General features: G+C 63.3%; 13 protein-coding genes. 11 read left to right on the top strand and 2 right to left on the bottom strand.

Going from position 1 to position 13,144, the window contains the following annotated elements; genetic code table 11:
• The first annotated feature begins 169 nt into the window (after positions 1-169).
• Complete coding sequence (locus HMPREF3149_RS12575) at positions 170-850, top strand: hypothetical protein (RefSeq protein ID WP_042531872.1); 681 nt, start codon at positions 170-172, stop codon at positions 848-850.
• A 101-nt stretch (positions 851-951) separates the two neighbouring features.
• Here the strand turns inward: HMPREF3149_RS12575 and HMPREF3149_RS12570 are convergent, their stop codons facing one another.
• The gene (locus HMPREF3149_RS12570) at positions 952-2,019 is read right to left on the bottom strand and encodes a CNNM domain-containing protein (protein WP_042531869.1); all 1,068 of its coding nucleotides are present in this window, start codon (positions 2,017-2,019) and stop codon (positions 952-954) included.
• Positions 2,019-3,392: a hemolysin family protein gene (locus HMPREF3149_RS12565; RefSeq protein ID WP_070538579.1), complete on the bottom strand. Its 1,374-nt coding sequence runs from the start codon at positions 3,390-3,392 to the stop codon at positions 2,019-2,021. The genes HMPREF3149_RS12570 and HMPREF3149_RS12565 overlap by 1 nt, the downstream gene beginning before the upstream one ends.
• A 142-nt stretch (positions 3,393-3,534) precedes the next feature.
• Between HMPREF3149_RS12565 and hemW the strand changes: the two genes are divergently transcribed.
• The 10 genes from hemW to HMPREF3149_RS12515 all read left to right on the top strand — a co-directional run bounded on the left by hemW (position 3,535) and on the right by HMPREF3149_RS12515 (position 13,113).
• Positions 3,535-4,671, top strand: a complete 1,137-nt coding sequence (gene hemW, locus HMPREF3149_RS12560) for a radical SAM family heme chaperone HemW (protein ID WP_070538577.1) — start codon at positions 3,535-3,537, stop codon at positions 4,669-4,671.
• A gap of 290 nt (positions 4,672-4,961) precedes the next feature.
• The gene (gene hrcA / locus HMPREF3149_RS12555) at positions 4,962-5,996 is read left to right on the top strand and encodes a heat-inducible transcriptional repressor HrcA (RefSeq protein ID WP_070538575.1); all 1,035 of its coding nucleotides are present in this window, start codon (positions 4,962-4,964) and stop codon (positions 5,994-5,996) included.
• A 60-nt stretch (positions 5,997-6,056) separates the two neighbouring features.
• Positions 6,057-7,202, top strand: coding sequence for a molecular chaperone DnaJ (gene dnaJ / locus HMPREF3149_RS12550; protein WP_070538574.1), 1,146 nt, complete (start codon positions 6,057-6,059; stop codon positions 7,200-7,202).
• Positions 7,202-7,942: a 16S rRNA (uracil(1498)-N(3))-methyltransferase gene (locus HMPREF3149_RS12545; protein ID WP_070538572.1), complete on the top strand. Its 741-nt coding sequence runs from the start codon at positions 7,202-7,204 to the stop codon at positions 7,940-7,942. The genes dnaJ and HMPREF3149_RS12545 overlap by 1 nt, the downstream gene beginning before the upstream one ends.
• A 10-nt stretch (positions 7,943-7,952) precedes the next feature.
• Entirely contained in the window at positions 7,953-8,918 is a 966-nt protein-coding gene (locus tag HMPREF3149_RS12540; protein WP_070538569.1) for a PhoH family protein, read from the top strand.
• Entirely contained in the window at positions 8,915-9,490 is a 576-nt protein-coding gene (gene ybeY, locus HMPREF3149_RS12535; RefSeq protein WP_042531855.1) for an rRNA maturation RNase YbeY, read from the top strand. The genes HMPREF3149_RS12540 and ybeY overlap by 4 nt, the downstream gene beginning before the upstream one ends.
• 50 nt (positions 9,491-9,540) lie before the next feature.
• Positions 9,541-10,389 carry a pyridoxal kinase PdxY gene (gene pdxY, locus HMPREF3149_RS12530; RefSeq protein WP_070538567.1) on the top strand — a complete coding sequence of 283 codons (849 nt, stop codon included), beginning with the start codon at positions 9,541-9,543 and terminating at the stop codon, positions 10,387-10,389.
• A gap of 248 nt (positions 10,390-10,637) precedes the next feature.
• Positions 10,638-11,633, top strand: a complete 996-nt coding sequence (gene era, locus HMPREF3149_RS12525) for a GTPase Era (RefSeq protein WP_371440991.1) — start codon at positions 10,638-10,640, stop codon at positions 11,631-11,633.
• Positions 11,634-12,350: a DNA repair protein RecO gene (gene recO, locus HMPREF3149_RS12520; protein WP_070538566.1), complete on the top strand. Its 717-nt coding sequence runs from the start codon at positions 11,634-11,636 to the stop codon at positions 12,348-12,350.
• Between the two features lie 10 nt (positions 12,351-12,360).
• Entirely contained in the window at positions 12,361-13,113 is a 753-nt protein-coding gene (locus HMPREF3149_RS12515; RefSeq protein ID WP_070538564.1) for an isoprenyl transferase, read from the top strand.
• Positions 13,114-13,144: the final 31 nt, after the last annotated feature.

Here is a 13,144-nt window from a genome sequence, read left to right as displayed (position 1 = left end):
CTGACGCGGGCCCAGTGACTCAGACTCCGCCCGATGGCAAGTGTCGCTGGGCGGAGTCTGTGAATTTCTTCGGAGTGTCGCGCGGTTCGACGCGGGGATCTCTAATAGAGTCAGCGGGGTCAGAAAAACTCTAAACCTCAACTAGAGGTTCTCGCGGAAAGGGCAGCCTATGCACAAAATCGCAGCCGAGCTGCGCCACCGTGAGCTGACCCAAGAAATCTATAACATCGGCGATGAAGTCGTTGATTACATTGAGCACCTCATCGAGGCTATCGAGGACTGGGACGAAGAACTCGCCCTCGATTGCTTGGCTGAACTGGGAGACATCGTCGAGGATGCCCGCGTTGATTCCGGACGCTGCGTCGGCGAGCTCATCGGCCTGCGCCACGCGCTCGTGTCGGGACTAAAATCCGGCACCATATCGGCGGCATCCTCCGGCGATAATGACGTCGAGGAGCCCGCGCAGCTCACCGCCCGCGCGCTCGCTGAAGGCCTGCCCATCTCCGGCCCACCCGTCGTGGTGTCGGAGCTTGCCGAAACCCTGCGCGGCCGCACCGCAGCTGTAGCAGCCTACCTGCGCGAGCTGGTCGAGTACGTGCTGGCGCAAACCGACGCCGTGGCCCGCAACCTCGATGTTATTTCCCTGCCGAACCTGTACAAGCGCGCGGGTGAATCCTCCCTCATCGCAATGCAGGCGTGGCGCCACACCGTGGTCGAGGCGCACCCCGCTTTCGTGCGCACTATGCGCGGCCACAACCCGCCACCCTTCCTGGAGGAGCGTGCGCGTATCGACGCCGTCGTCGCCCGTGTCCGCGCCAAGCGTCAGAAGAAGGCTGCCACGACCGCGTAGCAGCCGTACCACAGACTTCCTTGTTGCCAACACACAAGGACAAAGGAAAGCGCCACCGAGATTCCCTCTCTCGGTGGCGCTCTTCTTTATTGCCGGCGGCTTTAGACCCCCGGATTCTTCGCGGCCGGGGCGGCTTGATCCAGCTGCTCCGTAATCTGCGGCCACAGCTGGCCCATGATGTCGTCCCAGGTCAGAATCCACACCGTCTTGTCCTTGGTGGGCTTGCCCACCATGACGAGCTGTTCATTGCGTGCACGCATCTGATCCAGAGTCTTCTGCACGGTGGAGGAGGAGCTAACTGCCAGTGCGGGGCGGGAAAAGTCCAGCACCGGGGTCTCCGGATCCGCGAGCAGGGTGTCACGCACGTGGACGATGCGCGGGATGCGTGAGGCGCGAGGATAGACCAGCACGCGCATGATGGACTTGCGCACCACCAGGTCATGTAGCTCGGCCACGGTGGAATCGGAGGACAGCGGCAGAATCTCAGAGCCGTGCTCGCGGGCGAGCTGAGCCGCGGTGGAGGCCTCCAGCTCGATGACGCCGGTGATTTGGTTCGCGGAGTCATCATCAAGCGTGCCCGTCAGGCGCGAGTGCTCCACTAAGTGGCGCAGGGTTTCCGCGTCATAGCCGGCGGCACCGGCGCGGTCCACGGGCTCCTCACCGGTCATGCGAACCAGCTTGTTCGCCATGGAGTTGATCCAGATGAGCAACGGTCGGAAGAGCCAGATGAAACCGCGGGCGGGCACAGCGATGAGCTGCAGGGCCGTCTCCGGGTGGGCAATAGCCCAGGACTTCGGCGCCATCTCACCGATGACCAAGTGCAGGAAGGTCACGATGAAAAGGGCGAGGAGGAAGGAGATGACATCAGCAATACCCAGCGGCAGGCCGAGAGCCTCCAACGGGGCCATAAGCAGGTGATGGACCCACGGCTTGGTCACGGCACCAAGGACGAATGTGGCTGCGGTGATGCCCAGCTGGGCGCCGGCGAGCATGATGGTCAGCTCGTTGAGGGAGCGCAGGCCCGCGCGCGAGGCGGAAGAAGATTCCGCGGTCTCCTCCAAGCGGTTGCGGCGAGCGCCCATGAGGGAGAACTCGACGATCACGAAGAACCCGGAGGCCGCGATGATGAGCAGGGTAATGATGAGGTTGAACCACCACGTGTCAGTCATTAGTCATCCTCCTCTTCCGGGAATTCCTCGACGAGTTCCAGAGCCAGAACGGAGGGCACATGGCGGTCGACTTCCTCAACACGCACGTTGAGCGTACGCGTGGGCGCCTCATCACCATCGACCCAATCGTCCGGTTCGGCCTCGAGCTCAATGGAATGCAGCTCGCCTTCCTCTGGCAGCGCGCCGGAGTGCGCGATGAGCAGGCCGGCGACGGTCTCGAAATCGCCCTCCGGCAAATCGTGGCCGATGGCGCGCTCGATTTCGTCGATGGGTGTGTCACCGTCGACGATCCAGTGCGTCTCGTCCTGCTCGGTGATTTCCTCGGTCTCTTCGAGGTCGTGCTCGTCGGTGACATCGCCGAGGATCTCCTCGGCCAAGTCTTCCATGGTCACGATGCCGACGAAGCCGCCGTACTCGTCGATGACGCAGGCGAGTTTCTCGTCAGCGTCGCGAAGCTCTGTGACGACGTCGGGAAGCGGCATGAGCTCCGGCACCACCACGGGTTCCTTCATGATTTCGCGGGCCGGCGTCGCCGGAGGAAGCTCGGTGCCGAGCACATCATAGAGGTGGACTACACCGATGGGATTGTGCTCATCATCGATGATGGGGTAGCGCGTGTGATTCTCCGACATCATCTCCCGAACCTCACCCAACGTGGTTTCCGGCTCGATGACATCCACGCGCGAACGCGGAATCATGGCGTGTTCCACATCGTGCTCGGGGAAGTGCAGCAGACGATCGAGTACGAGGTACGTGTCCTCGTCCAGGTCACCGGCTTCGTGGGAGGCATCCACGATGGACTCCAGGTCATCGGTGGTGGCGGATGAATCGACATCCTCTACCGGCTCGATGCCGAACACCTTGAGAATGGCGTTGGACGAATACTCAAAGAAGTGAATGAGCCAGCCGAAGATGCGCAGGTACCACATCGTCGACGCGGAGAGCCACAGCGCGGACTTCATGGGGGCCGCGATGGTGTAGTTCTTGGGGAAGAGCTCAGCAAAGAGCATGGTGAGCACCGTCGATACGGCCAGCGCCGTCACGGTACCTACCGCGACGGACACGCCCACCGGTACGCCAACATCACCGAGGAGCTTGCCCAAGCCCTGGCCCACGAGTGGCTCGGCCACATAACCAATGAGCAGGCCCGTAATCGTGATTCCCAGCTGCGCGCCGGAGAGCATAAAGGATGTCTTCTGCGTGATGCCGAGGGCACGCTCCGCAGGTTTGTCACCCTCGGCCGCGCGCTGGCGCAGCTGGGTGCGGTCGACCGACATGAAGGCGAATTCCTGTGCCACAAAATAGGCGTTGGCCACGATAATCAGGCCGATGACGACGAAACCCGCCAGAATCATCAGGATTGCAGATAACACGGCTTACCCCACCGCCTTAGGTAGGCGGCGGGGACATCGACTCGGAGGTTCCACGTACAGGGGGCCTTTCTTTAAGAATCGGGGTGGCAAATCTGCACTATAGACTACCGCTTCAACGGGCGAGTCGGTTATTTTGTTCCCCATGGATCCCTTCGGTCTTTACATTCACGTTCCCTTCTGCGCCTCACGCTGCGGCTACTGCGACTTCAACACGTACACCCCAGGTGAGCTCGGAGGGGATCTGACCAGCGATTATCTCGACGCGTTGGAGAGGGAGCTTGAGATGGCCGCCGCGCAGGTTGGCCGCGAAGCTGAAACCGTTTTTATCGGCGGTGGAACGCCGAGCCTGCTTGGCGCGGACGGCCTTGGCCGCGTGTTGTCGAAGGTTCGCACCACTTTCGGCCTTGCCCCAGGCGCGGAGGTCACCACGGAGTCCAACCCGGAATCGACCTCGCCGGAGTATTTCGCAGGGCTTCTCGACGCCGGATTTACCCGCATCTCGTTGGGCATGCAGTCCGCGTCGGCAAGCGTGCTTGCCGTTTTGGACCGCGCGCACACCCCGGGGCGAGCTTTCGATGCCGCGCGTGAGGCTCTTGCTGCGGGCTTCGAGCATGTCAACCTGGACATGATTTATGGCACGCCAACGGAGAAGGACTCCGACGTGGCCCTCACCCTCGAGCGCGCTTTGGACACCGGCGTGGACCACATCAGCGCCTACTCGCTCATCGTGGAGGATGGCACCCGCATGGCACGCAAGGTATCGAAGGGTTTGTTGCCAGCCCCAGATGAGGACGTGCTGGCCAGGCGTTATGAGATGATTTCTTCCACCCTCGAAGCGGAAGGTTTCAAGTGGTACGAGGTCTCTAACTGGGCCAAGCCCGGCGGCGAGTGTGAGCACAACCGTATCTACTGGGTTGACGGCAACTGGTGGGGTGCTGGCCCGGGTGCACATTCGCACCTGGGCAACGAGCGCTTCTTCAACGTCAAGAACCCGCGAACCTACATCAGGGCTGTGGGGGAGGGCCAGCTCCCGATTAAGGAGCGCGAGCAGCTCAGCGAGGCGGACCGCGACACCGAGCGCATCATGCTGGGCTTGCGGCTGCGCGAAGGTATCCCCGCTTCTTGGCTCGCCTCGGCTGCCGAGCCCGTAGCCGCGCGGTTCATTGAGCGCGGCCTGCTCGAGCGCGCCGGTGACCGCCTGCGCGTGACCAAGGCCGGTCGCCTGCTGGCGGATGGCATCATCACCGACCTCCTCGTCGCTGAGGACCGCGCTCGCTAGCTTGTGCTGTCATGAGTAGGTGCCTCAGACCTGCTCGGCAGCTCTCTTACAGTGCTTCGTTGTAAAAGGTCCCTCTAGTCTGGTCCTTTTATTTTGGTCCCTGTGCAGCGAAAAGAGACCATATAGACCGGGAAATGGGCCCCGAAATGGTCCCTTTACGCCGATAAGGGACCAGACTAAGGGGACCACAGTAGAGAGACCATCTGGCATCGCTGGCGGCCTGCCTGAACACCGCGGCGGATTGGCACTGCTTCCACCACCATTCCGCCAGAACGGATAACCTTAGAGACATGTCCAGCTCCACCGATGCCCGCCGCCAAGAAGTCCTGCGTGCCATCGTCGCGGACTACATCGCCTCCCAGTCGCCCGTGGGATCGAAGGCCCTGCTCGAGCGCTACCAGCTCGGCGTGTCCTCGGCGACCATCCGCAACGACATGGCCGTGCTCGAAGCCGAAGGGCTCATTGCTCAGGAACATGCCAGCTCCGGGCGCGTGCCCACGCAGAAGGGCTACCGCCAGTTTGTCGATACGCTCCATGATGTCAAGCCTCTGTCCGCGCCCGAGCGACGCGCTATGCTCACCTTCCTCGAAGGAGGGGTGGACTTAGAAGATGTGCTGCGCCGTTCCGTGCAGCTGCTCGCCCAGGTGACCAAGCAGGCGGCAGTCGTGCAGATGCCAAACCTCAAGGTTTCGCGCGTCAAGCACTGCGAGGTCGTCGCGCTGTCACCGGTGCGCCTGTTGCTGGTGCTCATTACGGATAATGGGCGCGTCGATCAGCGCAATGTGGAGCTCGAGGATGTCATTGACCCGGAGCAGACCCACCGCCTGCGCGACATCCTCAACACCACTCTGGAGGGCAAGACGCTCACGGATGCCTCGGTGGAGCTCGCCGCGCTTGTCGACGCCTCCCCGGCCGACATCCGCCCTCACGTCCTCAAAGCGGCCACCACCCTTATCGAGACCCTGGTGGAGCAGCCCTCCGATCGCTTGATCATGGCCGGCACCTCCAACCTTACCCGCGTGGCGCTGCCGGAGGGCTTGCCCTCCATCATCGAGGCCCTTGAGGAGCAGGTCGTCGTGCTCAAACTGCTCGCCCGCGTGCCCGACTTGGGCAATGTCTCTGTATCCATCGGCGACGAGAACGAAGCCGATGAGCTGCGCCAAACCTCTGTCGTGGCAACACGCTATGGCTTCGGCACAGGGGCCCAGGCAGCAGCGCTCGGTGGGCTCGGCGTGGTGGGGCCGACTTATATGGACTATTCGGGAACAATCGCCAAGGTGTCTGCCGTTGCACGTTATGTGAGTGAAATCCTCGCGGGCGAGTAAGCTTGCCTGCCGGACTGAATTACTGAGATAGCAACGAGAAATAGAAAAGGATGACAGTACGTGGCTCGTGACTACTACGGCATTCTTGGTGTAGATAAGTCGGCTTCTGACGCCGAAATTAAGAAGGCCTACCGCAAGCTGGCCCGCAAGTACCACCCGGACGTGAACCCGGGCGATGAGGAGGCCGCGGAGAAGTTCCGCGAGGCCTCCGTGGCCCAGGAGGTTCTCCTCGATCCGCAGAAACGCCAGATTGTTGACATGGGCGGTGACCCCATGGAGGACCGTGCTGCCCAAGGCGGCGGTGGCTTTGGCGGCTTCGGCGGTGGCGGCTTGGGTGACCTCTTTGCCGAGTTCTTTGGCGGCGGTGGTGCCTCCCGCGGCCCACGTTCCCGCGTGCAGCCGGGCGATGACGCTCTCCTGCGCACCACGATCACGCTGGAAGAGGCTTATAGCGGCGTCAAGCAGCAGGTCAAGGTGGATACCGCCGTGCTGTGTGACCGCTGCGAGGGCACGGGCTCGGAGTCCAAGGCCAAGCCGGTTACCTGTGATCACTGCGGCGGCATGGGCCAGGTTCAGGAAGTTCAGCGCAGCATGCTGGGCAACATGATGACCACCCGCGATTGCCCGAAGTGCTACGGCTACGGCGAGGTTGTCACCGATCCGTGTGGACACTGTGGTGGCGATGGCCGCGTGCGTAAGCGCCGCGATATTACGGTCACCATTCCGGCCGGCATCGGTGATGGCATGCGTATCCGCATGGCTTCCCAGGGCGAGGTCGGCCACGGCGGCGGCCCCGCGGGCGACCTCTACGTGGAGGTGCACACCGAGCCGCACCCGGTCTTCGAGCGCAATGCCGATGACCTGCACTTAACCGTCCGCGTGCCGATGGTGGATGCCGCGCTGGGTTCCTCGTGCACCGTTGAGCAGCTCGACGGCGAGGAGCTCACCCTCGATATCAAGCCGGGCACCCAGCCGGGCGAGTCCATCACCCTTCAGGGCAAGGGCATGCCGCGCCTGCGCACAGATGGTTTTGGCAACCTGCATGCCCACGTGGATGTCGTTATCCCGACCGACCTGGACAAGAAGACCCGCGAGGCACTTGAGAAGGTCCGTGCCGCCGGCCACAGCGGCACCCAGGTCCACCGCGCGGGCGACAACCAGGGTGAATCCCTCTTTACCCGCCTCCGAGGCAAGTTCCGCCGCTGATGTCTCTGCCCGTCTTCCTTCATCCGGATCTCTCCCTCGTCGAGGTCGGTCAGCCCGTCGGCCTCGACGGCGCGGAGGGCCGCCACGCGGTCACCGTCAAGCGCATGGGACCAGGGGAGCACCTGGTCCTGATCGATGGGTCCGGGCTCCGCGTCACTGCCACCATTACGGACGTGCAGGGCAAGGACACGCTCGCCGCGCTTGTCGACGACATCGCAACCACCCCTGAACCGTCCCCACGCGTCGTCGTGGTCCAGGCCATCCCTAAGTCCGAGCGCGCCGAGCTCGCAGTCGATCTGGCTACCCAGGCTGGTGCGGATGAGATCATTGCGTGGCAGGCGGATCGCTGCGTGTCCAAGTGGGACGGTAAAAAGGCTCCGAAGGCGCTGGGCAAATGGGCATCTGCGGCTGTGGCGGCGGCGAAGCAATCGCGCCGCACGCGCATCCCTGCAGTGCGCGGGCCGTTGACCACGCGCCAGCTGTGTGAGGAGATCGCCGGCGCAGGCGCGCTCGTCCTCCACGAGGACGCCACGGTGCGGCTTAAAGACCTCGATGACCTCGACGCCTCCGAGACGATCTACCTGCTCGTGGGGCCTGAGGGCGGAATCGGCGAGGAGGAACTCGCCCAGCTCACCGCGGCTGGTGCCACGGCGATTAAGTTGGGGCCGGAGGTGCTGAGGACGGCGTCGGCAAGCATGGTGGCACTGGCCAGCATCGGCACCCTGACCTCCCGCTGGTAGCCTTTTGGGCGTGCCTATTATCACCACCAAGTTTGATCTCGACTCCGCCTACCTGGCCACCGTGCTGGGCCCGGCGGACGATAATCTGCGCGTGCTGGGAGACCTCGTCGGCGTGGATCTTTTTGCCCGCGGCACGACCGTGACCGCAGCTGGCCCCGACTATGAGGTTGCCCGCGCCCGCAAGGTCCTGGAAGAGCTCGAGGCGATTGCCCGCCGCGGACATCCGGTCAGCACGGATACGGTCAAGCACACGCTCGACCTCGTGGCCGTCGATGCCCCCGAGTCCGTCTCCCGGGCGCTCGCGGCCGATATCGTTTCGCGCCGCGGCAAATCCGTGCGCCCGAAGACGCTGGGCCAGTCGCGCTACGTGCAGGCCATCGATGAGAACACCATCGTTTTCGGCATCGGCCCGGCCGGTACCGGCAAGACCTACCTCGCCGTGGCCAAGGCCGTGCAGGCACTGCGCGCCAAGCAGGTCAGCCGCATCATCCTCACGCGTCCCGCAGTGGAGGCAGGGGAGAAGCTGGGCTTTTTGCCCGGCACCCTCAATGACAAGATTGACCCCTACCTGCGCCCGCTGTACGACGCCCTGCGGGACATGATTGACCCCGAGATGATTCCGAAGCTCATGGAGGCCGGCATCATCGAGGTTGCACCGCTGGCGTACATGCGTGGCCGCACGCTGAATGACGCCTTCGTCATCCTCGACGAGGCCCAAAACACCACGCCTGCGCAGATGAAGATGTTCTTGACCCGTCTTGGCTTTGGCTCCACCATCGTGGTCACCGGTGATATCTCCCAGGTGGACCTGCCCGGCGGTCAGGTCTCCGGTCTGCGCCTGGTGCGTCGCATCTTGAAGGGCGTGCCGGATATTCACTTTGCGGAGCTGGGCTCTGCCGACGTGGTGCGCCACCAGCTGGTGGGCCGTATCGTGGATGCCTACGACACCTTTGCTGAGCAGGAGGACAAGAAATGAGCATCGAATTTATCAACGAGTCCGGCTTTGAGGGCGTGAACGAGGAAATGCTCATCGATGTCTGCTCTTATGCTTTGGGCCGCCTCGACGTTAACCCCGATGCCGAGTGCACGCTGACTGCCGTGGACCTGCAGACCATCGCAGACCTGCACGTGCGCTGGATGGACCTGGAAGGCCCTACCGACGTCATGAGCTTCCCCATGGATGAGCTCACCCCCGGTGCCACCGGTGGGCGCCCCGATTCCCCCGATGCCGGCCCGGCCATGCTCGGTGATATCGTGCTCTGCCCCGAGTTCGCCCAGCGCCAGGCCAACGCCGCAGGCCACTCCTTGGGCCACGAGCTGGCCCTGCTCACCGTGCATGGTTGCCTCCACCTGTTGGGCTATGACCACACCACAGCCGCGGAGGAAAAGGAGATGTTCGGCCTGCAGAACGAGCTGCTCGCGGACTGGTACGAAGATCTCGACTCCCGCGGCGTGAGCTACCAGCCCAAGCCCTCTGGCCCGAAAGCTTTCCCGGATGCGGCCGAGCGCGCCAAGCTCGACGAGGAAGTCCCCGGCGGCGGCATCTAAACCCCTCCCGACGTTGAGGAGCTACGCTGCGCGTAGCACAATGGAGGGTTATGAACATCCTCTCCATTCAGTCCCATGTTGCCTACGGCCACGTTGGCAACTCCGCCGCCGTCTTCCCGCTCCAGCGCGCAGGCCACGAGGTGTGGCCCATTCACACGGTGAACTTCTCCAACCACACCGGCTACGGCGATTGGGGCGGGCCGATGATCCCAGCTGAGGACGTCACGGCGATTGTGGACGGCATTGAAAAGCGCGGCGCCTTCCCGCGCATCGATGCCATCCTCTCTGGCTACCAGGGCGGCCCGGACATCGCCGGTGCCATCGTGGAGACCGTCAACCGCATCAAGGCCGTTAACCCGAAGGCCCTCTATGCCTGCGACCCGGTCATGGGTAACGCTAAGTCCGGCTGCTTTGTTTCTGACGACATCCCGCCGCTGCTGCGTGACAAGGTTGTGCCGGTGGCAGACATCATTACGCCCAATCAGTTCGAGCTGGGCTACCTCACCGACTCGTCGGTGACCACCCTTGAGGAAACCCTCGCGGCGGTGAAGAAGGCCCAGGATATTGGCCCGAAGACCGTGCTGGTCACCTCCGTGCAGCGCCCAGACACCAAGGAAGACGAGATCGAGATGCTCGCCGTTGATGGCGAACGCGCCTACCTCGTGGCCACCCCGAAGCTGCCCGTCAAGCGCAACGGCTCCGGCGATGTCACCGCAGCCCTGTTTACAGGCCACTACACCGAGACCAGCGACGCCAAGGAGGCCCTCAAGCGCACCGCCTCCTCGGTCTACGACTTGCTCCACGCCACCTACGAGGCCGACGCCCAGGAACTTCAGCTCATCGAGGCCCAAGACGTCTTTGCCAACCCGCGCCTGCAGTTCCACGTCGAAGAGCTTTAGCTTCCTGGTCTCTACCTGCGGCCGAACGACCCGCCACCTGCGGCCGACTAAAAGGTCCCTTTAGTCTGGTCCCTGTTCGCTGAAAAGGGACCATGTAAAGAGCGAAAACTGGCTCCAGAAGGTCTCTTTGCCCTGAAAAGGGACCAGAGTAAAGGGACCAAACTGAAAGCACCAAACTAGAGGGACCTTCTGCCTGCATGCAGCGGGGAGCGGGAATGTAGAAATCGTGAGCTATGATGAAAAGCAATATGAGCACCGATTTTGACGCCGCTTTCGCGGACCTGCCTGAAGATGGCGAAGCCAACGCCGCAGACTATTCGCAGTACACCGACACGCCCGAGGGCTTCCGCTCCGGCTTCGTGTCCTTCGTGGGCCGCCCGAATACCGGTAAGTCCACGCTCACGAACGCGCTGGTAGGCCAGAAGATCGCCATCACCGCGGACCAGCCGGAAACCACCCGCCACCCCATTCGCGGACTCGTGCACCGCGAGGACGCGCAGATAGTTGTTGTTGACACGCCCGGCCTGCACCGCCCGCGCACCCTGCTGGGCGAGCGTCTCAACGAGGTTGTCAAGGACACCTACGCAGACGTTGACGTCATCGGCCTGACCATTCCCGCGGACGAGAAGATTGGCCCCGGTGACCGTTGGATTTTGGAGAACGTGCGCAAGGTCGCGCCGAAGACCCCCATCATTGGCATCGTGACCAAGCTGGATAAGGCCTCCAAGGACCAGGTTGGTGCGCAGCTGCTGGCGCTGCACGCGCTACTCACCGAGGACAACCCGGACGCCGTGGTTATTCCTGTCTCCGCCATCGAGCAAGTGCAGCTTGATGAGCTGACCCAAGTCATCGTCGATCATCTGCCCGAAGGCCCGAAGTTTTACCCGGATGGCCACGTCACCGATGAGGCTCAGGCGGAGCGCATCGCTGAGCTTATCCGCGAGGCCGCCCTGGCCGGCTTGAAGAACGAGCTCCCGCACTCCGTGGCCGTCGAGGTTGATGAGATGTTGCCCAGCGAGGAACGCCCCGGCGTCCTCAACGTCCATGCCGTGCTCTACCTCGAGCGCCCGGGTCAGAAACGTATCATTGAGGGCAAGGATGGCCGCCGCTTCCGCCGTATCGTGGGAACCGCCCGCAAAGAGATCATCCAGCTGCTTGGTCAAAACGTCTATCTTGACCTGCGTATCAAGGTGTTGAAGAACTGGCAGTCGGACCCGAAGGCGCTGGGCCGCCTGGGCTTCTAAATGCGGGAAAATTTCCGCGACCGCGCCCTTGTCATCCGCACGTATGATTTCGGGGAAGCGGACCGCATCATCGTGCTCCTCACCCGCAATCATGGGCTCGTGCGGGGCGTCGCCAAGGGCGTGCGCCGAGCCAAGTCGCGTTTTGGCTCGCGCTTGCAGCTCTTTGTCAACCTCGATGTGCAGCTCTATCCCGGCCGCAACCTGTACACCATCTCCCAGGCGGATACCGTGGATTATTTCGGCGCGCGCATCATCGAGGACTATGACCGCTACACCGCGGCCTGCGCGGCCCTCGAATCAGCCGAGCGCCTCGCCGCCGCAGATGCCCCCGGGGACCCCTATCTCTACGAAGCGTGCGTGAAGGTCCTTGACCAACTCCAGCACGGCGATCCGCTTGTGCTTCTCGATTCCTTCCTCCTCCAAGCCATGTCCCACGCCGGCTGGGCGCCCAGCTTGTTCGACTGTGCGCAATGCCAGCGCCCCGGCCCTCACCATGCCTTCCACCCGGCCGTCGGCGGGGCCGCCTGCCACCAATGCCGCCCGCCCGGGGCAGCCGAGGTGGACCCGGAAACCCTGCACCACATGTGGCTCATTGCCCACGGTCACCCGAGTCAGCCCACGCACGCCCAAGCCCAGGAGGCACACCGGCTCACCCGCGCTCACCTGCAGTGGCATCTTGAGCGAAGCGTTGGCGCGCTGGGGATCATGGAACAGTAGACTGTAGGGCGTGATTACGCCAGACCCGAACCGAGTCCTCCATCCGCCCGCTATCCCGCAGGAGTTCCTGCCGCGCCACATCGCGCTGGTCATGGACGGTAACGGCCGCTGGGCGGAGGAGCGCGGTATGAAGCGCACTGAAGGCCACCGTAGGGGAGAGGCCGTGCTTCTCGACGTCGTCGATGCCTGCCTCGCCCTCGGCGTTCCCTACCTTTCGGCGTATGCCTTCTCCACGGAGAACTGGCGCCGCAGCGCCGAGGAGGTGCGCTTCCTCATGGGCTTTAACCGCGACGTGCTGCGCCGCCAGCGGCACTGGCTCAATGAAAAGGGAGTGCGCGTGGTGTGGGCCGGCCGTCGCCCGCGCCTGTGGCGCTCGGTCATCAAGGAGCTCGAGGCTGCCGAGGAGCTCACCAAAGACAACACCAAGATGACGCTGGTGATGTGCGTGAACTACGGTGGGCGCGCCGAGCTTGTCGACGGCATCCGCGTCCTCGCCGAGCAGGTCTCCCGCGGCGAGCTTGATCCGCGCAGCATCACCGAGAAGACGGTGAGCTCAGTGATGTATGACCCCGATATGCCGGACGTGGATTTGTTCCTGCGCCCCTCGGGAGAGAAGCGCACCTCCAACTTCCTGCTCTGGCAGTCGGCTTACGCAGAGATGATTTATCAGGACAAGCTCTTCCCGGACTTCACTCCGGAGGATCTGTTTGCCGCGGTGGAAGAGTACGCGCGACGTGATCGCCGCTTCGGCGGAGTGAAATAGCGAGGCGTGACCGCCGCTTTGGGCGGCGTCA

Origin of the sequence: Corynebacterium sp. HMSC05E07, from assembly GCF_001807225.1 — a bacterium.
Lineage (GTDB): Bacteria > Actinomycetota > Actinomycetes > Mycobacteriales > Mycobacteriaceae > Corynebacterium > Corynebacterium singulare.
Note: the sequence above shows the minus strand (reverse complement) of the source record. Positions and strands in the feature narration are given on the sequence as shown.